The organism is Lysobacter olei (assembly GCF_054777355.1).
On the sequence record NZ_BAAHAT010000006.1, the window covers coordinates 186,196 to 206,059 of the forward strand.

Annotated in this window: 22 protein-coding genes; 7 read left to right on the top strand and 15 right to left on the bottom strand. The window is 66.2% G+C overall.

Annotated features, from left to right (window positions below):
* Nucleotides 1–15 precede the first annotated feature (15 nt).
* Both ACYVBS_RS10790 and ACYVBS_RS10795 read left to right on the top strand, forming a co-directional pair.
* Nucleotides 16–789 (top strand): NAD kinase, encoded by a 774-nt coding sequence (locus ACYVBS_RS10790; RefSeq protein WP_460823596.1) that lies wholly within the window; start codon nt 16–18, stop codon nt 787–789.
* Nucleotides 790–1,054: 265 nt separating this feature from the next.
* Nucleotides 1,055–1,963: a 5'-nucleotidase gene (locus ACYVBS_RS10795; protein WP_460823597.1), complete on the top strand. Its 909-nt coding sequence runs from the start codon at nt 1,055–1,057 to the stop codon at nt 1,961–1,963.
* Nucleotides 1,964–2,082: 119 nt separating this feature from the next.
* Here the strand turns inward: ACYVBS_RS10795 and ACYVBS_RS10800 are convergent, their stop codons facing one another.
* From ACYVBS_RS10800 to asnS, 15 genes are all read right to left on the bottom strand, one after another.
* Nucleotides 2,083–2,646, bottom strand: a complete 564-nt coding sequence (locus ACYVBS_RS10800; protein ID WP_460823598.1) for a DUF2939 domain-containing protein — start codon at nt 2,644–2,646, stop codon at nt 2,083–2,085.
* Nucleotides 2,647–2,833: 187 nt separating this feature from the next.
* The gene (locus tag ACYVBS_RS10805) at nt 2,834–4,123 is read right to left on the bottom strand and encodes an MFS transporter (protein WP_460823599.1); all 1,290 of its coding nucleotides are present in this window, start codon (nt 4,121–4,123) and stop codon (nt 2,834–2,836) included.
* Between the two features lie 2 nt (nt 4,124–4,125).
* A complete protein-coding gene (locus ACYVBS_RS10810) occupies nt 4,126–4,812 on the bottom strand; it encodes a DUF2461 domain-containing protein (protein WP_460823600.1) in 687 nt (228 codons plus the stop codon).
* 9 nt (nt 4,813–4,821) lie between these two features.
* Nucleotides 4,822–6,294 carry an exodeoxyribonuclease I gene (gene sbcB, locus ACYVBS_RS10815; protein WP_460823601.1) on the bottom strand — a complete coding sequence of 491 codons (1,473 nt, stop codon included), beginning with the start codon at nt 6,292–6,294 and terminating at the stop codon, nt 4,822–4,824.
* A 4-nt stretch (nt 6,295–6,298) separates the two neighbouring features.
* Entirely contained in the window at nt 6,299–7,657 is a 1,359-nt protein-coding gene (locus tag ACYVBS_RS10820) for an FAD-dependent oxidoreductase (RefSeq protein WP_460823602.1), read from the bottom strand.
* Nucleotides 7,647–8,942, bottom strand: coding sequence for a kynureninase (gene kynU / locus ACYVBS_RS10825; protein ID WP_460823603.1), 1,296 nt, complete (start codon nt 8,940–8,942; stop codon nt 7,647–7,649). Before kynU ends, ACYVBS_RS10820 begins: the two co-directional genes overlap by 11 nt.
* A 48-nt stretch (nt 8,943–8,990) precedes the next feature.
* Nucleotides 8,991–10,001, bottom strand: coding sequence for an amidohydrolase family protein (locus tag ACYVBS_RS10830; RefSeq protein WP_460823604.1), 1,011 nt, complete (start codon nt 9,999–10,001; stop codon nt 8,991–8,993).
* A 13-nt stretch (nt 10,002–10,014) separates the two neighbouring features.
* Nucleotides 10,015–10,563 carry a 3-hydroxyanthranilate 3,4-dioxygenase gene (locus tag ACYVBS_RS10835; protein ID WP_460823605.1) on the bottom strand — a complete coding sequence of 183 codons (549 nt, stop codon included), beginning with the start codon at nt 10,561–10,563 and terminating at the stop codon, nt 10,015–10,017.
* 30 nt (nt 10,564–10,593) lie between these two features.
* Nucleotides 10,594–11,031 carry a RidA family protein gene (locus ACYVBS_RS10840; protein WP_460823607.1) on the bottom strand — a complete coding sequence of 146 codons (438 nt, stop codon included), beginning with the start codon at nt 11,029–11,031 and terminating at the stop codon, nt 10,594–10,596.
* 1 nt (nt 11,032) lies between these two features.
* A complete protein-coding gene (gene can, locus ACYVBS_RS10845; RefSeq protein WP_460823608.1) occupies nt 11,033–11,695 on the bottom strand; it encodes a carbonate dehydratase in 663 nt (220 codons plus the stop codon).
* A 7-nt stretch (nt 11,696–11,702) separates the two neighbouring features.
* On the bottom strand, nt 11,703–13,127 hold the full coding sequence (locus ACYVBS_RS10850; RefSeq protein WP_460823609.1) for an aldehyde dehydrogenase: 1,425 nt from the start codon (nt 13,125–13,127) through the stop codon (nt 11,703–11,705).
* A gap of 52 nt (nt 13,128–13,179) precedes the next feature.
* The gene (locus ACYVBS_RS10855; protein WP_460823611.1) at nt 13,180–13,968 is read right to left on the bottom strand and encodes an SDR family oxidoreductase; all 789 of its coding nucleotides are present in this window, start codon (nt 13,966–13,968) and stop codon (nt 13,180–13,182) included.
* A 122-nt stretch (nt 13,969–14,090) separates the two neighbouring features.
* The gene (locus ACYVBS_RS10860) at nt 14,091–14,393 is read right to left on the bottom strand and encodes a hypothetical protein (RefSeq protein ID WP_460823612.1); all 303 of its coding nucleotides are present in this window, start codon (nt 14,391–14,393) and stop codon (nt 14,091–14,093) included.
* Nucleotides 14,390–14,698 carry a hypothetical protein gene (locus tag ACYVBS_RS10865; RefSeq protein WP_460823613.1) on the bottom strand — a complete coding sequence of 103 codons (309 nt, stop codon included), beginning with the start codon at nt 14,696–14,698 and terminating at the stop codon, nt 14,390–14,392. Before ACYVBS_RS10865 ends, ACYVBS_RS10860 begins: the two co-directional genes overlap by 4 nt.
* A 3-nt stretch (nt 14,699–14,701) precedes the next feature.
* On the bottom strand, nt 14,702–16,102 hold the full coding sequence (asnS, locus tag ACYVBS_RS10870; protein WP_460823614.1) for an asparagine--tRNA ligase: 1,401 nt from the start codon (nt 16,100–16,102) through the stop codon (nt 14,702–14,704).
* Nucleotides 16,103–16,285: 183 nt separating this feature from the next.
* On the opposite strand from asnS, the gene ACYVBS_RS10875 reads away from it, so the two are divergent.
* From ACYVBS_RS10875 to ACYVBS_RS10895, 5 genes are all read left to right on the top strand, one after another.
* Entirely contained in the window at nt 16,286–16,624 is a 339-nt protein-coding gene (locus tag ACYVBS_RS10875; RefSeq protein ID WP_460823615.1) for a HesB/IscA family protein, read from the top strand.
* A gap of 178 nt (nt 16,625–16,802) precedes the next feature.
* Nucleotides 16,803–17,231, top strand: a complete 429-nt coding sequence (gene rpsF, locus ACYVBS_RS10880) for a 30S ribosomal protein S6 (RefSeq protein ID WP_460823616.1) — start codon at nt 16,803–16,805, stop codon at nt 17,229–17,231.
* A gap of 11 nt (nt 17,232–17,242) precedes the next feature.
* Nucleotides 17,243–17,473, top strand: a complete 231-nt coding sequence (gene rpsR, locus ACYVBS_RS10885; protein WP_036136221.1) for a 30S ribosomal protein S18 — start codon at nt 17,243–17,245, stop codon at nt 17,471–17,473.
* A gap of 133 nt (nt 17,474–17,606) precedes the next feature.
* Nucleotides 17,607–18,059 (top strand): 50S ribosomal protein L9, encoded by a 453-nt coding sequence (rplI, locus tag ACYVBS_RS10890; RefSeq protein ID WP_460823617.1) that lies wholly within the window; start codon nt 17,607–17,609, stop codon nt 18,057–18,059.
* 319 nt (nt 18,060–18,378) lie between these two features.
* Nucleotides 18,379–19,791 carry a replicative DNA helicase gene (locus tag ACYVBS_RS10895; protein WP_460823618.1) on the top strand — a complete coding sequence of 471 codons (1,413 nt, stop codon included), beginning with the start codon at nt 18,379–18,381 and terminating at the stop codon, nt 19,789–19,791.
* Nucleotides 19,792–19,864: the final 73 nt, after the last annotated feature.

Here is a 19,864-nt window from a genome sequence, read left to right on the forward strand (position 1 = left end):
GCCCCGGAGCCTCCGATGACCTCGACGCCTCGCATCGCCTTCCTGGCCAGTCACACCGAAGACGCCCAGAACGCGCTCGCCCAACTGGTCGAGCGCCATGGGCAGCACGCACCCGCAGAGTCCGACATATTGGTCGCCCTGGGCGGCGACGGCTTCATGCTGCAGACGCTGCACCGCCACGGCACCCTGGGCAAACCCGTGTACGGGATGAAGCTCGGTACCGTCGGTTTCCTGATGAACCACCACAGCCCGAATGGCCTGCTGGCACGCCTGCAAGCCGCGGAGCCCGCCGTGTTGCGCCCGCTGGAGATGCTGGCGCAAACCGAGTCCGGGGCTACAGTGGGTTCTCTGGCCTACAACGAGGTTTCGCTGTTGCGTCAGACGCGACAGGCCGCGCACATTCGCATTGAACTCAACGGCCAGACTCGGCTGGACGAACTGATCTGCGATGGCGTCCTGGTGGCGACGCCCGCTGGAAGCACCGCCTACAACTTTTCCGCCCACGGCCCGATCCTGCCGCTGGGCGCCAACGTCATGGCGCTGACGCCCATCGCCGCGTTCCGGCCCCGCCGTTGGCGCGGTGCGGTGCTGAAGGCCGATACCGAAGTGCGCTTCCAGGTGCTGGACCCGTACAAGCGGCCGGTCAGCGCCACGGCGGACTCGCACGAAGTGCGCGACGTGGTGGAGGTGGTGATCCGCGAGTCGCGCGACCGGACGGTGACGCTGCTGTTTGACCCGGAGCACAACCTCGAGGAACGGATGCTGGCGGAGCAGTTCACGAGCGGGTGAGGTTTATGGGGGGCGGGTATCGGCAGGCCCGGGCATTCGCTCCACGTAATTCGCTCGGTGCCCGGACCTGCCGATACCCGCACTCCGGCGGTGTGGGCGGAGTCAAAAGCGACGGTGTCGGCTTTTGGAAACTCCATCACCGCTCGGAGTGCGCATTGGGTGGTCTGCGAACCAAGCGAATTCCATGGAGCGACTTGGCAGACCACCCCATGCGCGCTCCCACACCGTCTCAGCCACAGAGACCAACACCCTGCACAATACCCCCATGCCAGACGCCAATGCCGACCCGCTGATCGTTGCAATCTCCTCGCGAACGCTGTTCGACATGGAGGACAGCCACACGCTGTTTGAACGCGACGGTCTGGATGCCTACGCGGACTTCCAGCGCAGTCACGAAGATGACGTGCTCGCGCCTGGGGTGGCATTTCCCCTGGTGCGCAAACTACTGGGCCTCAATGAGGGTGCGCCGCCTGAGGCGCCTCGGGTGGAGGTCATCCTGATCTCGCGCAACTCGGCCGATACCGGGCTGCGCATCTTCAATTCGATCGAGCACCACGGCCTGTCGATCAAGCGTGCGGTATTCAGCAATGGCGCGCCGCCGTACCCGTATATCAAGCCGTTCGGCGCGGACCTGTTCCTCTCAGCCCACGCGGAGGATGTGCGCGCGGCTTTGGCGGCGGGCGTGGCGGCGGCAACGCTGCTGCCGTCGCAGGCCCCCGAGCACCGGTATGACCAGCTGCGCATTGCGTTCGACGGCGACGCGGTCATCTTTGGCGACGAAGGCGAGCGCGTCTCCCGCGAGGGCGGGCTGGCGGCATTTGCGGCCTATGAGCGTGCGAACGCGGGGCAACCGTTGTCGGGTGGACCGTTTCGGGGCTTTCTGGATGCGCTGCATCGCTTGCAGGCGGCGTTCCCCACTGGTGAGACGGCACCGATCCGTACCGCGCTGGTCACGGCGCGTTCCGTGCCGGCGCACGAGCGCGTGATCCGCACCCTGCGGGAATGGGGTATCCGGTTGGACGAGGCGCTGTTCCTGGGGGGGCGCGCCAAGGGCCCATTCCTTGAAGCATTCGGCGCCGATATCTTCTTCGACGACTCCGAGCACAACATCGTTTCGGCGCGTGATCATGTGGCAGCGGGTCACGTGCCGCACGGTGTGGCCAACCCGCGGTAGCGCGCTGGCCCGCCCGTATGGCTTGTCTGTTCCGACTGTTCTGCCTGCTCCCTCTGGTGCGCGTGGATCGTCTGCTCCGCCTGGATCACCTGACTCGCCCGACCCATAGTGGTCGGGGTTTACTCGGCTGCTAACGCCCCCGCGTCAAACGGCAGGCGGATGTCCGTTACCCGCCAGCGCATGCCGTCCCGCGTCATGCCCACGACCAGCGGTTCCTCCGATTGGGGGTGGAGCGTGATAGTGAAGCGGGAGGGCGACTGGAAGCGATATTTCGCCCCTTCCAGGGGATCGCTTGGCGCGGTGTTCAAGGCCTTTTCGTTGGGGTCGATGTCGGCACTGGTGACCCGCTTCAATAGTCCTCGACCTTCGATCAGCGCACCCAGACCGGCGGGTGTGGCGAGCATGTCCACCATGCCATCGGTGAGACTACCGGCCATGCCCAACGCCATCGCACCCAGCAGGCTGGACTGGACGTCGGCGCCGGCCCTGCGCACCAACTGGTCATCCAACTGCAGCTTGATGTTGGCCCGTAGCGCTGGGAAGTCGATGTGCTGAGACAGCGCGGCCGTGTCCTGGGCTTGAATAGCCTTGCGGATGTTGTGCACGGCAAGGAAGGGGCCCGAAGCCCAGACGCCCACTAGCAGGACGAGGAGGACGAGGCCAACGGCCAGCAGCTTCTTCATTGGGTGCGCTCCAATTGACAATGGATACAGGATATTCGCAGTCCGGCCCCATTCTGGTCCGAATTCCGAATTCCGATTCGAAGCGAAGCGAGGCGAGGCGAGGCGAGGCGAGGGGGCGCATTTCGCTCACGGTCGCAAATACGTGGCGGTCGCCCGGCTGCTCAGGGCCCCACGAGACCGCATCCCATCAGGTCGCCGTGGTCCGCCGGAACGACGCCGCCGTGGCCAGCAACACACCGAATCCCACAAGCGTGGCCAATGCCCCTGCAACGAAAGCCCATTGGCCGCCGCCGTGCTGCCAGGCCACCGAGGCAACGCCGGCGCCCAGTACGCCGCCAATCCCACCGCTGAAGCCATACAGGAGGCCTTGCGCGGCCACCATGTCCTGCCGTGCCGGGAACAGTTCGGCCATGCGGCGCATGCAACCGGCATGGAACGCGGCGAAGCTGAGGGCATGCCCGGTCTGCGCCAGCGCCATCCAGCCAAAGGAGGGGCCCAGCCATGCCACGGCCAGCCATCGCACCACGGTGAAACCCATGCAGGTGAGCATCACACGCCATGCGCCAAAGCGCTGCAGCAGCCTGGGCGCGAGCCAGAACATGGCCACCTCGCAGATCACGCCGATGGCCCACAGCAGGCCGACGGCCGTGCCGTCGTGGCCCTGTGCACGCAGGTGCAGGGTGTAAAACACGTAGAACGGGCCGAAACCCAGCTGCATGAGCAGCGTGACCAGTAGCAGGCTGCGGACACCCGGGCGTTGCCAGAGGGGTGTCGTGGCGAGGCGGTCTGCAGGACTGGCCGCCACGCTGACTTCGGCGGAGGGCAGGGGGGCGAGTTTGGCGCCGGGATCACCGACGGCGGACGACGATGGCTCATTCGATCCACGGACCGACGCGCATTGGTTCACCGTAGTCGTCTGCCCTGACGCATGCGGTTGGTCGTTGCGGTGCAACCAAGCCGCTGCAGCGGTCAACGCCAGCCAGGGCAAGGTTAGCCATACGAATGCGCCTTCCCCCAGTCGATCCAGCAGCCAGCCATAACTCGCTGCCACGATCAGGAAGCTGATCGAACCCCATACGCGAATTCGCCCGTACTCGTGGCTGCGATGGGCCAGTGCCGAGAGCGTCATCGCCTCGAACTGCGGCATCACCGCGTTGAAGAACAACGCGAACCACGCAATGGCTAGGAAGATGGGAATCGCGCCCGTGATACCTGAAAGTGCCGCGAAGCCCAATAGCGCCAGCAGACAGCCGGCCACCAGCCAACGGCCCGGCATTGGGCTGCGGGCGGACCAGCGTGACCACGTGGGCGGTGCGAGCATGCGCCCGCCGTACCACAGCCCGAGCACCGCACCGACCACGTAGCCGCCGTGACCCTGCGCCACCACCCAGCGGCCTATGTACGGCGTGAATGCACCCAAGGCGCCGTAGTACCCGAGGTAGAACAGCGAAAAGCGTCGGAAATCGGCTGGGGACACCGTCAGAACTCTAGGTCGAGGGCGGCGCAGAGGTAGTCGGTGAACGGCCCGAGCGCGACCAGGTCCTTTTCGACGGTCTGCCGCAGGCGCTGCCCGGTCATGACGTCGTCGTCGAGTGAGCGGAGGGCGACGAAGTTCTTCCGACGCAGGTCCTCGGCAAACTCGAAATCGTCGGGAAAACCGCGCGGCATGCGCACCAGCATCTCGCTGTCTTCCAGGTCAAAGCGCTTGCGGAACGCGGGGGCGTGGGCCGCCGCCCTCCAACTACCGGGGTTGTCGACGATGAACTGGCGGACCTTGCGTACCGTGGGTGTTTCCGGGTGCCAGAGGCCGGCGCCGATGAAGCAGTTGCCGGGCTGCAGGTGCAGGTAGAAGGAAGGCGCCGCCACTTCGCGTCGACGCTCGTGGAACAGCCGTGCACCCTGCCAGGGCTTGTAGGGTGCCTTGTCGTTGGCGAAGCGCGTATCGCGCTGGATGCGGAACATCGACCCGCCCACCGGGCGTGGATCGGAGCGGAACTGGGGGCTGATGGCCAGCAATGCCGGCTGCAGGTCCGTCAACAGCCGCTGGAACGGCTCGCGAACGTGCGTCTCGTAGTCGGCCTTGTGCGCGAGGAACCACTCCCGACTGTTATGTCGCGCCAGGCCGCGCAGGAACTTGAGGCTGGCGTCGCTGAAATACTGGCTCATGGCAGGCAATCAGGGGGCAGGTGCGACAGTATCGCGCGCGTCAGTGAGGGTGGCATCCAGATGGTTCGTCCAGGCCTCCACGGCGTCCAGCAGCGCCAAGCGGTGCGAATCGAGGTCGCCCCGGGCGCGCAGTTCGGCCAACTCATGGCGGACGCTCTCAAAGGTGTATTCCGACAGCCCGGCGGGGCCGCGCAGGCGTGTGCGACGGTAGTCATCCCATCGCATCCGCTCCTCGACTGACAGACTGTGGGGCCAGTTGCGCGCACGGTAGCGGAACAGCAACTCAGGTAGGCGCGAGTCGCGGAACGGGATGCTGCGCTGCCCCAATGCCTCGGGCGGAGTGGTGCGCACGTCCTGGAACAGCCGCTTGTCGCCGTCGCCGAGGAAGCCGTCGTACAGCGCAGCGTCGGGATCGGCCGGCGCGCGGGCCTCGTCCTTGGCAAAAACCCGGCGGACCTTTTCCGCGAGTGCCGGACCCACTGCCTGCAACTGCTGGGCACGTGTGGCCACTTCATCCGGTTGAATGCCGAGGCGCTCGAAATCCGGTTGTCGCAGGTGCTGCCAGGCCATCAGGGCGGGACAGCGGTTGAGGTGCAGTTCCTTCAGTGCGACCCGGTCCTGACCCTCCGGCAACTGTTCGGCGCGCAGGTACATCGTCGCCGCGATCTCCTCAGCGTCGCGCTCGAGCAAGCTCTTGGGATCCTGGGTCAGGTCGAACACGATAATGCGGTTGTCGATCTTCGGGTGCCGGGCGATGGGCAGCACCGGCGCCGCGCACAACCGGCTGGCGGGGTAGCGTTGCGACACGTGCAGCAGCGGGGTCATGGCCGCCACGTCCACCAGGCTGGCGGCGAATCGTTTGTCGCGCAGGCGCAGTGAGTACTCCCACAACTTGGGCTGCGCGGCCTTGAGCTTGCGTGCGAGGCCGATCAGCGCCCTCACGTCGGACAAGGCTTCGTGTGCATCGCCCTCGCGCACGCCATTGGCTTCGGCAAGGTGCTCCAGCTTGAACGATGGATCGCCCTTCTCGTTGCGCGGCCACACCAGACCCTCCGGACGCAGGGCGTGGGCCATCCGTAGCACGTCGAGCAAGTCCCACCGTGTATTGCCGCCACGCCACTCCCGCTCGTACGGGTCATAGAAGTTGCGGAACAAGCCGAAGCGGATGAACTCGTCGTCGAACCGCAGGGAGTTGTAGCCGAGGCTGCAGGTCTCGGGCCTCGCCATCTCGTCGTGGATCAGCGCGAACGCCTGGGCTTCGCTGATCCCATCGCGCAGGGCCTGCTGTGGCGTGATGCCCGTGACCAGGGTGGCGCCGGGCGAGGGCAACAGGTCGTCAGCAGGCTGTACGTATACGCTGATTGGCGCTTCGACCTCGTTGAGGTTCGCGTCCGTGCGTATGGCGGCGAACTGCGCGATCCGCGTGGTGCGCGGGTCCTTGCCGAAAGTCTCCAAATCGTAGAACAGGAAGCTGGCAGGCATCGGCTCAGTCGCGGGGCAGCGGGGTCAGGCGTTCGCGCACGGTGGCGTCTACCGCCTCCCAGTCCAGGGTGTCCAGCGTAGTGTGCCCGCGGGTAAGGTCCACCAGGAGCTGGCGCTGCAGCTGTCCACGCTCGAAGGCGACGGCATAAGGCATGCGCTGAAACGTGACCATCGCGTAGCGGGGCATGAACCGGTCCGCGTGGCGCTCGGCCAGGCGCAGTTCCAGCGCACGCTGGAGCAGGTAGTCGTCGTCGTCCACCCGGTCGCGCATTTCCAGGTAGTTCTCCAGCGCCATCTGCTGGATGGCCCGCGCGTTTGGCAGGCGCTCGGCCTGGAACGCGGCAAATGCTGTCGCCAAATCGGGCTCCCGATCCAGGTGCTCCGCCAAGGCAACACAGTCCTCGAAGGCGCAGTTCATGCCCTGGCCGTGGAACGGCACCATGGCGTGCGCGGCGTCGCCGATCAGCACGGCCCGGTCATCCAGGTGCCAGCGGTCCAAATAGAGCGTGGCAAGCAGACCTGCAGGATTGCGCTCGAAGTCCTCCTCCAGCTTCGGAATCAGCGGCAGCGCATCGGCGAAATCGCGCTCGAACAATGCGCGCGCCTCGGCGCCGTTGCGCAGCGTCGCGAAGCTCGGGTCGCCTTCGTTGGGCAGGAACAGGGTGACGGTGAACGTGCGTTCGTCGTTGGGCAGCGCGATGCACATATAACGGCCGCGCGGCCAGATGTGCAGTGCATTCGGCTCGATGCTGAAGCCGCCATCCGCTGAAGGAGGGATCTCCAGTTCCTTGTAGGAATGGCCGAGGAACTCGGTGCGTTCGCCCAGGTCACTCTCTTGCGAAATCGCGGCACGTAGCGCGGAGCCCGCACCGTCGGCGCCCACCAGCGCATTGAAGCCGATCGTATGCGTCGGGCCGCCTGTGTCATCGGTGAAGGTGGCGATGCGGGCGTCGAAATCCACGTTATCCAGCGATCGGTTGAAATGCAGGCGCGCCCCGGCCTGCTCCGCGATATCGAGCAGGACGATATTGAGGTCGCCGCGGTGCACCGACCAGATCACCTCACTGTCGTCTTTGCCGTAGCGCTGCAAGTCGGTGCGGCCATCGCGGAAGTGCACCATGCGGCCCCGCATCATCACGGCGTGCACCATGACCTCGTCATCGCCCGCGGCCATGCGAAGGGCATGGCGACCGCGTTCGGCCAGCGCGAGGTTGATCGAGCGTCCACCCGCGTAGCCCTTGACCCGCGGGTCGCCGCGCTTCTCGTACACATCCACCTTCCAGCCACGCTGGGCAAGTAGGGTGGCGAGCAGCGCGCCGGCCAAGCCGGCGCCGATAACGGTGATGTGTCGGTCAGCGGGCATCGCGCCAGGCCTCCACCGTCCGTGCGAAGCGCAGCACGTCGGCATGGGTGTTGTAGAGCGGGGCGGGGGAAATGCGGATTACGTCGGGTTCGCGCCAGTCGCCCAGCACGCCGTTGGCCGCGAGGTAGTCGAACAGTGCGCGACCCTGCACTCGGCCGCCGACGACACGGATCGACAACTGGCAGCCGCGGCGGGCAGGTTCGCTGGGGGTGACAATCTGCAGCACGTCCGACAGACGTTGGCGGATCAGCGTCTCCAGGTAGCCGGTCAGTGATTCGGAGCGGGACCGCAACGTGGCCATGCCCACCTCGTCGTACAACGCGAGGGACGCACGGAGCGGCGCGAGGCCCAGGATCGGCGGATTGCTGAGCTGCCAGCCATCCGCACCGGGGGTCGGCACGAAGTCAGGTCCCATGCGGAAGCGGCTCGCAACATCGTGTCCCCACCAGCCGGCAAACCGCGGCCGCTGCGTGTTCGCATGGCGTTCGTGGACGAAGCAGCCGGCGACCGCGCCCGGCCCGGCGTTGAGGTACTTGTAATGGCACCACACGGCAAAGTCGGCGCCGGCGTCATGCAACTGCAGCGGCAGGTTGCCGACCCCGTGGGCGAGGTCAAAGCCACACAAGGCGCCTTGGGCGTGCGCCAGGCGCGTGATCTCGGCGAGGTCGAATGCCTGCCCCGTGCGGAACTGCACGCCGGGCCACACCACCAGCGCCAGCCTCGGGCCGTGTTCGGCGATCGCGCGCGCAATCGCCTCCATCGAGAACGTGCCGTCGGCTTCGTCGGGCTCGACTTCGATCAGGTCCGTGGCCGGATCGAACCCGTGGAATCGCACCTGCGACTCCAACGCGTAACGGTCCGAGGGGAATGCGCCGGCCTCCATTAGGATGGCCGGGCGCTCGGCCGTGGGCCGGTAGAAGCTGACCATCATGAAGTGCAGGTTGGCAGTCAGCGAGTTCATCGCGACCACTTCGGACGGCAGTGCACCCACCAGTCGCGCCAGCGGTTCGCGCACCAGCTCGTGGTAGGTCATCCACTGCGCCTGCCCGGTGAAGTGGCCCTCGACCGCTTCGACCGCCCACTTGTCCAGCACCTCTTCCACGTGTGCCCGTGCGCCGCGCGGCTGCAGGCCCAGTGAGTTGCCGACGAAGTACGCCATCTCCCGGCCTTCGTGGTGCGGGATCAGGAAGTCGGCGCGTCGCGAGCGCGGCGCGATGGCATCGAGGTGGGCTGCGTAGGCGTCGGTGAACGGATCGGTAGAGGCGTCGAGAGTGGCGTCGGTCACGTCAAAAGGTTCCAGGTCCCTAGCGGGACGGGCGATCAAAGAGGGAGTTCAGGCGAAGCGCGACATCGGCAGGCCGAGCCATTCCAGCGCCGTGCCGTGGTACAGACGTGCCTGGTCCCCGGGCGACAGCGCGAGTGATGCGATGCCCGCCCCGGGTTCCTGCTCGCCTAGGGGGAACGGGTAGTCGGTGCCCAGCATCACGCGGTCCGTGCCGCAGGTGTCGAGCAGGTAGCGCAACGCGCGGTCGTCGGCCACCCATGAGTCGAAGTACAGCTGCGACAGGTAGTCACGCGGGTTGCGCGGGTTGTCCGTGGCCACCAGGTCCGGGCGCATGTTGAAGCCATGCTCGATGCGGCCGATGGTGTAGGGGAAGCTGCCGCCGCCGTGGGCCAGGCACACCTTGAGCTTGGGCAGGCGCTCCAGCACGCCGCCGAAGACCAGGCAGCAGGCCGCGCGCGACTGCTCGGCCGGCATGCCCACCAGCCAGGGCAGCCAGTACTTGGGCATCGACGGGGTACCCATCATGTCCCACGGGTGCACCAGGATTGCCGCGCCCAGCTCTGCGGCCGCCTCGAAGAACTCGAAAAGCTCAGGCGCGTCGAGGTTCCAGTCATTGACGTGGCTGCCGATCTGCACGCCCTGCAGGCCGAGCTGGTCCATGCAGCGTTCCAGTTCCTGGATCGCAAGGCGCGGCGATTGCAGCGGGACCGTGCCAATGCCCGCGTAGTGGCGCGGGTAATCGCGGCAGGCCTTGGCCATGTGGTCGTTGAGCGCCTGATGCAGCTCCAGCGCGTGGTGCGGCTTGGCCCAATAGCTGAACATTACCGGCACCGTGCTGATGACCTGCACCTGCACCCCGAAGCGCGCGTAGTCATCGATGCGCTCCTGCGGATCCCACGTCTTGGACCACACCTCGCGGAAGAATTTGCCGTCCTTGTAGATACGGTGGCGTCCATCCTCGGTGTGGTGGATCACCGGGAAACGCAGGTCGCCGTACTTGCGCGCCAGGTCAGGCCAGTCGCGCGGCAGGTAGTGGGCGTGGGTGTCGATCTTCAGCATCGCGTATCCGGGCTCAGGTAATGTCGGCCTGCGAGTCGGCCTGCAGTTCGTAGCGGCTGGGTCGCGGGTTGAGGGTGCCGCACTGGCCGCACGTGCGCAGCGCATCGTCGCGGTAGAACCGTTCGAACACGCGGAAGAAGTCCTGCTCGATGTCCACCAGGTGGAACACTTCCTCGTAGAGCTTGTGGTTACAGTTCACGCAGAACCACATCAGCGCGTCGTCCTCGTGGGCGAGGCGCTTGCGTTCGATGACCAGTCCGATCGACCCCGGCATGCGCTGCGGGCTGTGCGGCACGCGAGGAGGCAGGTAGAACATCTCACCGGCGCGGATCGGAATGTCGCGCACCGCGCCATCTTCCTGTATACGCAGCACCATTTCGCCTTCCAGCTGGTAGAAGAACTCCGGGCCTTCTTCCCAGTGGTAATCGGTGCGGGCGTTCGGCCCGCCCACGATCATCACGATGTAGTCGCCATCGACAATGCACTTGTTGCCTACCGGCGGCTTGAGCAGGTGGCGGTGTTCGTCGATCCAGGCCTGCAGATTGATGGGGGCGGGCAGCATGAGGGCAGATCCTGGTGGTCGGCGTTCGGCTTAGGGCTTGGGCCCATCTTGCACCACGGCGATGCACTTGAGCTCGATGGCGATCGGGGTGGGCAGGGCGGTGATGCCCAGCGTCGTGCGGCACGGGGCCGTGTCGATGTCAGGGAAGTACTCTGCCCAGATGGCGTTGTACGTCTTGAAGTCGCGCGCCATGTCGGTCAAGTACACCGTCACGTCCACCAGGTCGGCAAAGCGTGCGCCGCTCGCCTCCAGCACCGAGCGGACGTTGTCGAATACCGAGTGCGTCTGCGCCGCGATGTCGTAATGCTTGAGGCGGCCGTCGGCAAAATATTCGTTGCCGGGGATGTGGTCGCCATCCGGATGGCGCGGCCCGATGCCAGACAGGAACAGCAGGTTGCCCACGCGGCGCGCGTGCGGGTAGCGGCCCACCGGTTTGGGGGCGCTGTCGGTGCGGATCACTTCACCCATGTCAGGTCACCCCGCAACCGTCAGCAATGCGCGCCAGCGACAGCGCGTAGGTCGAGGCCAGCTGCCCGGGCGCATTCATGCTGATGGCCAGATCATTCACCCGGCCGTTGGTGAGGCTGTAGACCCAGCCATGCACCGTCAGGTCCTGGCCGCGCGCCCATGCATCCCGAACGACGTTGGTATGCGTCAGGTTGACCACCTGTTCCAGCACGTTGAGCTCGCATAGGCGGTCATGCTGGTCCGCCTCACTCTTGAAGCCGTGCAGGCAGCGCGTGTGCTTGTCGGCCACATCGGCCACATGGCGGATCCAGTTATCGGCAAGGCCCACGCGCGCACCGGTCAGCGCGGCATGCACGCCACCGCAGCCATAGTGGCCCACCACCATGATGTGTTTGACCTTGAGCACGTCCACCGCGAACTGCACCACCGACAGGCAGTTCAGGTCGGTATGCACGACCACGTTGGCGATGTTGCGGTGGACGAAGACTTCGCCCGGCGCCAGGTCGGTGATCTGGTTGGCTGGCACGCGCGAGTCCGAACAGCCGATCCACAGGTATTCCGGCGCTTGCTGCTTGGACAGGCGCTCGAAAAAGCCAGGGTCTTCCTTGCAGATCCGTTCAGACCAGGCACGGTTGCGTTCAAGCAGTTCGTTCAAAGAATTCATTGGATCCTTATCCGATATTGAGCCCGACGTTCTTGGCGTCGGTAAAGAACCGCATGGCCTCCAGACCACCCTCGCGACCCAGCCCCGAAGCGCCGACGCCACCGAACGGCGTGCGCAGGTCGCGCATCAGCCAGGTGTTGATCCAGACCATGCCCACCCGGAGCCTTGCGGCGATGCGGTGCGCGCGGTTGAGGTCGTTTGTCCAGACCGAGGCGGCCAGCCCGTAGTCGCTGGCGTTGGCTAAGGTCAGCGCCTCGTCATCGCTATCGAACGGCTGCAGAGTCACCACCGGTCCGAAAATCTCGTCACGGTTGCTGGCGCAATCGGGTCCCAGGCCTTCCACGACCGTGGGGGCCACGAACCAGCCCGGGCGATCGAGGGCGTGTCCCCCGCACAGTACGTGGCCGCCTTCCTCGCGTATCCGCACCAGCGCCGCGCCGACCTTGTCGAAGTGGGCTTGGGAGACCAGCGGTCCCATCTGGCTGTCATCGTCCATCGGGTCGCCGATGCGCAAGGCCAATGCACGCTCGACCAGCGCATCGCGGAACTCAGCATAGATGCTGCGCTCGACCAAAATGCGCGAACCGCAGAGGCAGATCTGCCCGCTGTTCTGGAACGCGGAGCGGACGATGGTGTCGAGGTGCTCACGCCAACTGCTGTCGGCGAACACCAGCGTCGGGTTCTTGCCGCCCAGCTCAAGCGACACCTTTTTCAGCATCGGCGCGGCCAGGCCAGCAATGCGCTTGCCGACGGCCGTGCTGCCGGTGAAGGACACCGCCTTCACGCGCGAATCCACCACCAGCGGTTCGCCGACCTCGGGGCCCAGGCCGTGGACGATGTTGAGTACGCCTTTCGGGAAGCCGATCTGCTGCATCAGCTCGCCGAGCATCGTGGCCGTGACCGGCGTAACTTCCGACGGCTTGGCGACCACCGCGTTGCCCGCAGCGAGTGCGGGCGCGATCTTCCACGTGAACAGGTACAGCGGAAGGTTCCACGGCGAAATTGTCGCGACCACGCCCAGCGGCTGCCGCAGGGTGTAATTCAGGCCCGCCTGGCCGTGGTGCGATTCACTGGCGAACTGCGTGGCGGCATGGGCGAAAAAACGCAGGTTGCTGATCGCGCGTGGAATTTCCGCATCGCGTGCCAGCTTGAACGGCTTGCCGCCGTCGCGTGCCTCGGCGTGGGCGAAATCATCCAGCCGCGCCTCCAGGGCATCGGCCAGCCGCTCCATCCAGTGGGCACGTTCGGTGGTTGGCAGTGCGGCCCAGCCGGGCGCGGCGGCTTCGGCCGCGGCAATGGCCGCTTCCACGTCCTGCGCGGTGCCTCGTGCCACCTGAGCGAACGGCTGACCCCGGGCCGGATCAAAAACGTCGAGCCATTGACCCCCGGAGGGGTCTCGGTATTCACCCGCGATGAAGTGGCCGAGACGCATCCGGCTAATGTAGCAGTCGCGTCAATCCCTTCGGCAGGGTATGGAAGGGGCGTTACAGCGAGCGCGTGCGTCCGCCGTCCACCGGGAGGTTCACCCCGGTGATGTAGCCGGCTGCCGGCGAGCACAGGAAGGCAATCGCCGCCGCCGTTTCCTCCGGCTTGGCAAACCTTCGCATCGGGATCTCCGCCACCATCTTGTCGAACACCGCCTCGCGGCTCTGGCCGGTCTTGGCGGCCGTGGTGTCGATGATCTGTTCGATGCGCGGCGTTTCGGTAGAGCCCGGCAGCACGTTGTTGACGGTGATGCCCTTGGCGGCCAGTTCCGTCGCCAGCGTCTTGGCCCAGCTCGCCACTGCCCAGCGCGTGGTGTTGGACACGCCCAGCCCGGAAATGGGTTCCTTCACCGACGTGGAGATGACGTTGACGATGCGGCCATAGCCGTCGCGTTCCATGCCGGGGATCACGGCTTCGGCCAACACATGGTTGGCCAGCAGGTGCTGGCGGTACGCGGCTTCGAAGGCGGCGATGTCGGTGCCGTGCACCGTGCCCGGCGGCGGACCGCCGCTGTTGTTGACGAGAATGTGGACCGGCTTGCCGGCCGCCAACGCCTCGACCTTGGCGCGCAGCGCGTCGGTGTCGGCCGCATCGGCGGAAATCCAGCCGTGTGCCTGCCCGGTATGCGGGTGGGGCAGGGCGGCAACCACCTCGCGCAGCACGTCTTCGCGACGCGCGAGCAGCGTGACATCCGCCCCCAACTCAGCGAGCGCCTTCGCCGTCGCCAGGCCGATGCCTTGCGTGGCGCCACAGACCAGGGCGTGCTTGCCGGACAGGTTCAGGTTCATCTGGGTCTCCAACGCAGGGCGCGGCGGATGCGCGCAGTAATCCGGAAGTGTCGGGTCCAGGCGGGGCCTGGCCCATTGCCCATTCGTAGCACGGCCGTTGGCGCGGGGGCGTAGCGCCGCCGTCAGTGGCGAAGGGGCAGCTTCTGCACCATCAGGTCGCGCAATTGCGCATCATCGGCTGCCTGCGGCGGCACCAGTTCATCCAGTGCCAAGCCACGCGATGACGCATCGTCCGCATCCATGCCGTCCAGCGCCACGTACTCGGCATCCATCAGGGCCGCGCGCGCACTGTCTTCGCTGTCGTAGGGCTGCGCATTGCCGTCGCTGTCGAAGACTTCGGCCGTGCCTGCTTCCAGTAGACGCAGGCGTGCCCAGACCACCGTGCGGCCCAGTGTCGCCAGCCACCATTCGTCACGCATGCTCATGCCGACACCACCAGGGACAACAACCACAGCAGCCCGCCTGCCACGAGTCCGCCGATGATGCACATCAGCGAAATGCGGGCCGGCGTGGCCAGGCCGTTGAGATTACGATCATTCGCCGCGCGGTAGCCGCCACGCAGCAGCCACCACAGCGACGCGGGCTTGGCGAATGCGAGCTCACCCAGGTTGCGCTGCAACTCCGGGTGGCGGTCACGCACGTGCACCAGCGTCAGCGGCCAGAAGATCGCCAGCGCGGTGGCGCCGGCAATCGCCAGCGCGAGGCAGCACAGGGCCAGGAACAGGATCACGTCTTAGAACTCCGCGCTGCCGGGTGCGCGCGGGTAGGGGATCGCGTCGCGGATGTTGGACAGGCCGCAGACATAGACCACCAGGCGCTCGAAGCCCAGGCCGAAACCAGCGTGCGGCACGGTGCCGTAGCGGCGGAAATCGCGGTACCACTCGTAGTGCGCCGGGTCGAGGCCGAACTGACCCATGCGCTTGTCCAGTACGTCGATGCGCTCCTCGCGCTGCGAGCCGCCGATGATCTCGCCGATGCCCGGCGCCAGCACGTCCATCGCCGCGACGGTCTTGCCGTCGTCGTTCAGGCGCATGTAGAACGCCTTGATGTGCTCCGGGTAGTTGGTCACCACCACCGGACGGCCCACGTGCTCTTCGGTCAGCCAGCGCTCGTGCTCGGTCTGCAGATCCAGGCCCCATTCCACCGGGAACTCGAACTTCTTGCCGGCGTTCTGCAGCAGCTTGATCGCGTCGGTGTATTCGATGCGCTCGAACGGCGCATTGACGAACTTCTCCAGGCGCGTGATCGCATCCGGCTGCACGCGCTCGGCGATGAAGGCCATGTCATCGGCGCGTTCGCCCAGCACCGCGCGGAACAGGTACTTGAGGAACTCCTCGGCCACGCGCGCGTCTTCGGCCAAGTCGGCGAAGGCGATCTCCGGCTCCACCATCCAGAACTCGGCCAGGTGGCGGGTGGTGTGGCTGTTCTCGGCGCGGAAGGTCGGGCCGAAGGTGTAGACCTTGCTCAGCGACAGGCAGTAGGCCTCCACGTTGAGCTGGCCGGACACCGTCAGGAAGGTTTCCTTGCCGAAGAAGTCTCGGCTGAAGTCCACGTCACCCGTGGGCGTGCGCGGCAGGTTGGCCAGGTCCAGCGTGGACACGCGGAACATCTGGCCCGCGCCCTCGGCATCGGACGTGGTGACGATCGGTGTGCTGATCCAGTAGTAGCCCTGCTCGTGGAAGAAGCGGTGCACGGCCTTGGCCAGGCAGTCGCGAATGCGCGTCACGGCGCCGAACAGGTTGGTGCGCGGACGCAGGTGGGCCACCTCGCGCAGGAACTCCAGCGAGTGCGCCTTGGGCTGGATCGGGTAGGTTTCCGGGTCGTCCACCCAGCCCACCACCTCCACCGTGCTGGCCTGCATTTCGTAGGCCTGGCCCTGGCCCTGCGACTGCACCAGCGTGCCGGTGGCGATGACCGCGCAGCCGGCAGTCAGGCGCTTCACCTCATCCTCGTAGTTGGAGAGGGTATTGGGCGCGACCACCTGGATCGGCGCGAAGCAGGAGCCGTCGCTGACATTCACGAAGCTGAGCCCGGCCTTCGAGTCGCGCCGGGTGCGCACCCAGCCGCGGACCGTGACTTCTCCGCCGGCGGGCACCTTGCCCGCGAGCGCCTGCGAGACGCTGACCACCGTCATGCCTTGAATCCTTGCCGCAAAGGGCCGATATGGGGAAAGAGGGCGAGTTTACCGGTTGCCGCCTCGGGCTTGCGAGCCATCCCGGCTTTCCCAGGCCCGAGGGGGCATCCGAGCACCTGTTCCTCGGTCCGCCGCCATGCAGGATGCCGGACGTATACTGTGCCCGCACCCGTTGGAGTCCCCATGGCCGTCACCCTTAGTCCCGCCGCCCTTGACCGTGTACAGCGTTACCTGGCCGAAACGCCGGGTGCCCTCGGCCTGCGCTTCGGGGTGAGCAAGACCGGGTGCTCGGGCTGGCAGCACAAGGCGGACCTGGCGACGGAGGAGCGGCCCGGCGACAGCATCTTCGAGCAGGGCGGGGTGCGCATCTTCGTGGACCCGATCAGCCTGCCGCTGGTCGATGGCACCGAGATCGACCTGATCAAGCAGCGGCTGGGCGAGCAGTTCGTGTTCCGCAATCCCAACGTGGCCGATGAATGCGGCTGCGGGGAAAGCTTCACCACCACGGTCCACGCCGCCTGAGCTGACCCCGGGCGGCGCCAATTTGCGCGCAAGCCCGCGTCCTGCCATACTTTCCGGCTCCCGCGGCCCTGCTGCGGGAGACCCTTGCCCTACCGCGCCCGGCATCGCCCTGATGCAGGGGTGGCGGGGGGCTGATCCGGCCGGCTTCCGCCTGCCATCATCCACAAGGAACAACACAATGCGTCATTACGAAGTCGTGTTCCTGGTCCACCCGGACCAGAGCGAACAGGTCCCGGCCATGATCGAGCGCTACAAGGGCCTGATCGAGAACGGTTCGGGCAAGGTCCACCGCCTGGAAGACTGGGGCCGCCGCCAGCTGGCCTACCCGATCGAGAACCTGGTCAAGGCGCACTACGTGCTGCTGAACATCGAGTGCACCCAGGACGTGCTGAACGAGCTGGTCGATGGCTTCCGCTTCAACGATGCCGTCCTGCGCCACCTCGTCATGAAGCGCGATGCGGCCGACACCGAGCAGTCCCTGATCATGAAGTTCAAGGACGAGAAGGGTGACAAGCCGGAGCGCGGCGAGCGCCGCCGCCGTGACGACGAAGGTACCGACGCCGGCACTGCCGAAGAGTCGACCGACGACAACGCCGAAGCCGCCTGAGGATCACTGACATGTCCAAGTTCTTCCGCCGCCGCAAGTTCTGCAAGTTCACCGCCGAGGGTGTCAAGGAGATCGATTACAAGGATCTCAACACCCTGCGCCAGTACCTGACCGAGACCGGCAAGATCGTGCCGAGCCGCGTCACCGGCACCAAGTCGAAGTACCAGCGCCAGCTGTCGACCGCGATCAAGCGCGCTCGCTTCCTGGCCCTGATCCCGTACACCGACAACCACAACGTTTGATTGGCGCGTCCGCGGGCCTTGGCCCGTGGATGACCGGCGGAGGGCGGGCGTTGCCTGCCTTCCGGCCGCATTCATTCGGACAACAGTCATTGCTGCGGGGCCGACGCCCCGCTAACGAATCCGGAGCAACACCATGAAGCTGATCCTCCTGCAGAAGGTCACCAACCTCGGCGGCCTGGGCGACACCGTCGACGTCAAGCCGGGCTACGGCCGCAACTACCTCGTGCCGCAGGGCAAGGCCGTGCCGGCCACCGCCGCCAACCTGGCTGAGTTCGAAGCCAAGCGCGCCGAGTACGAAGCCAAGGCCAAGGCCATCCACGACGACGCCGAAGCCCGCAAGGCCAAGCTGGAAGGCGTGTCGGTGACCATCCGCGCCAACGCCGCCACCGAAGGCAAGCTGTACGGCTCGGTCACCACCCGTGACATCGCCGAAGCGCTGACCAAGCACGGCTACGAAGTGGCCAAGTCCGAAGTCATCATGGGCGAAGGCGCGATCCGCCACATCGGCGAGTACGACGTGCTGGTCCACCTGCACGCCGACGTCGAGACCACCGTCAAGGTGATCGTCGAAGCCGAAGCCGCCTGATCCACGGATCTAGGTTGTGCTGCCGGAGGGCGCCGCAAGGCGCCCTTCGTGCTTTCCGGGTGCATTCGCGCCGTTGGCCCGGATCGAAGTCGGGGTTCACAGCAAGCGTGCGCGGCCATCGCCCTGCTTCCGTCGCAGCGGCTGAGACCGTATTGCCACAGGTTGGCTGGATGAACCGCCGCACAGCTATCCGCAGCTTATCCACAGACTTGTCTGCAACACCCGTCGACCATCGGGGCATACCATGGCCGACCAGCCTTGTCGCCAAGGCCGCCACCAAGGCCGCGCAGACGGCCCACTCCAGGGGATTCCACCTGCAATGAGCGCACGTCCCGGTTTCCGCAACGACAAGCGGTTCGAGACCCGTTCCGACCAGCGCATGGACCAGTTGCGGGTCCCGCCGCAGTCGGTCGAGGCCGAGCAGGCCGTGCTGGGCGGCCTCATGCTGGACCCCAATGCGTACGACCGCATAGCCGACCAGCTCACCGACAACGACTTCTACCGTCGCGACCACCAGCTGATCTACCGCGCCATTGCCGAGCTGGCGCAGAAGAGCAAGCCATTCGATGCGGTGACGCTGGGTGAGTGGTTCGAGTCGATGGGCCTGGCCGAACAGGTGGCCGGCGGCGCGTACCTGATCGAGCTGGCCAGTACCACGCCGTCGGCGGCCAACATCGTGGCCTACGCCGAGATCGTCCGCGACAAGGCGGTGCTGCGCCAGCTGATCGATGTTGGTACCGGCATCGTCAACGACGGCTTCCAGCCCGACGGCCGCGACAGCGACATGATCCTGGAGGAAGCCGAGAAGCAGGTGCTGGCGATCGCCCAGTCCCGCACCTCCGGCCGTAGCGACTTCACCGACGTGCAGAAGGCGCTGGTCGAGGCCTTCGACGTGCTGCAGACGCGTTACGCCAACGGCGGCAGCGTCACCGGCCTGCCCACCGGCTATACCGAGTTCGACGAGCTCACCGCCGGCCTGCAGAAGACTGACCTGATCATCCTCGCGGCGCGCCCGGCGATGGGTAAGACCACGCTTGCGCTGAACATGGCTGAGTTCGCCGCGTTCAAGAGCAAGCTGCCGGTGGCGGTGTTCTCCATGGAAATGTCCGCCAGCCAGCTGGCGCTGCGCCTGATTTCGTCGGTGGGGCGCGTCAACGCCCAGCGCCTGCGTACCGGCCAGCTGGAGGACGAGGACTGGAGCCGCGTCACCAGCGCCATCCGCCAGCTGAAGGAAGTGAAGATCTTCATCGACGACGAGCCCGGCCTGTCACCGGTCAAGCTTGCCGCGAAGGCCCGCCGCCTCAAACGCGAGCACGGCCTGGGCCTGATCGTCATCGACTACCTGCAGCTGATGTCCGTGCCTGGCAACAGCGAGAACCGCGCGACCGAAATCTCCGAGATCTCGCGATCGCTCAAGGGCCTGGCCAAGGAGCTGCAGGTGCCTGTGATCGCGCTGTCGCAGCTCAACCGCTCGCTGGAAACGCGCGCTGACAAGCGCCCGGTGATGGCCGACCTGCGCGAATCGGGCGCTATCGAGCAGGACGCCGACATGATCGTCTTCATCTACCGCGACGACTACTACAACAAGGAAAATTCGCCGGACAAGGGCTTGGCCGAGGTCATCATCGGCAAGCAACGTTCGGGCCCGACAGGCTCGATCAAGCTGAAGTTCTTTGGCGAGTACACGCGGTTCGACAACCTGTCGCACGACTCGGTCGGCAGCTTCGAATAGCCTGCGCCCAGCGGGCGGTTCTGGCCGAGTACGGCGGATCGACCGTCGTCTCCGGACCTTGCCGCCACCGGGT

Bases quoted from the DNA above. Each gene is read 5' to 3' on its own strand.
- sbcB (WP_460823601.1), bottom strand. From the start codon at position 6,294: ATGCCTGCCAGCTTCCTGTTCTACGATTTGGAGACTTTCGGCAAGGAC.
- rplI (WP_460823617.1), top strand. From the start codon at position 17,607: ATGAAGCTGATCCTCCTGCAGAAGGTCACCAACCTCGGCGGCCTGGGC.
- asnS (WP_460823614.1), bottom strand. From the start codon at position 16,102: ATGACGGTGGTCAGCGTCTCGCAGGCGCTCGCGGGCAAGGTGCCCGCC.
- ACYVBS_RS10895 (WP_460823618.1), top strand. From the start codon at position 18,379: ATGAGCGCACGTCCCGGTTTCCGCAACGACAAGCGGTTCGAGACCCGT.
- ACYVBS_RS10810 (WP_460823600.1), bottom strand. From the start codon at position 4,812: ATGAGCCAGTATTTCAGCGACGCCAGCCTCAAGTTCCTGCGCGGCCTG.
- ACYVBS_RS10835 (WP_460823605.1), bottom strand. From the start codon at position 10,563: ATGCTGCCCGCCCCCATCAATCTGCAGGCCTGGATCGACGAACACCGC.
- ACYVBS_RS10860 (WP_460823612.1), bottom strand. From the start codon at position 14,393: ATGAGCATGCGTGACGAATGGTGGCTGGCGACACTGGGCCGCACGGTG.
- rpsR (WP_036136221.1), top strand. From the start codon at position 17,243: ATGTCCAAGTTCTTCCGCCGCCGCAAGTTCTGCAAGTTCACCGCCGAG.
- can (WP_460823608.1), bottom strand. From the start codon at position 11,695: ATGAATTCTTTGAACGAACTGCTTGAACGCAACCGTGCCTGGTCTGAA.
- ACYVBS_RS10820 (WP_460823602.1), bottom strand. From the start codon at position 7,657: ATGCCCGCTGACCGACACATCACCGTTATCGGCGCCGGCTTGGCCGGC.
- ACYVBS_RS10800 (WP_460823598.1), bottom strand. From the start codon at position 2,646: ATGAAGAAGCTGCTGGCCGTTGGCCTCGTCCTCCTCGTCCTGCTAGTG.
- ACYVBS_RS10850 (WP_460823609.1), bottom strand. From the start codon at position 13,127: ATGCGTCTCGGCCACTTCATCGCGGGTGAATACCGAGACCCCTCCGGG.
- ACYVBS_RS10830 (WP_460823604.1), bottom strand. From the start codon at position 10,001: ATGCTGAAGATCGACACCCACGCCCACTACCTGCCGCGCGACTGGCCT.
- ACYVBS_RS10855 (WP_460823611.1), bottom strand. From the start codon at position 13,968: ATGAACCTGAACCTGTCCGGCAAGCACGCCCTGGTCTGTGGCGCCACG.
- ACYVBS_RS10875 (WP_460823615.1), top strand. From the start codon at position 16,286: ATGGCCGTCACCCTTAGTCCCGCCGCCCTTGACCGTGTACAGCGTTAC.
- rpsF (WP_460823616.1), top strand. From the start codon at position 16,803: ATGCGTCATTACGAAGTCGTGTTCCTGGTCCACCCGGACCAGAGCGAA.
- ACYVBS_RS10790 (WP_460823596.1), top strand. From the start codon at position 16: ATGACCTCGACGCCTCGCATCGCCTTCCTGGCCAGTCACACCGAAGAC.
- ACYVBS_RS10795 (WP_460823597.1), top strand. From the start codon at position 1,055: ATGCCAGACGCCAATGCCGACCCGCTGATCGTTGCAATCTCCTCGCGA.
- ACYVBS_RS10840 (WP_460823607.1), bottom strand. From the start codon at position 11,031: ATGGGTGAAGTGATCCGCACCGACAGCGCCCCCAAACCGGTGGGCCGC.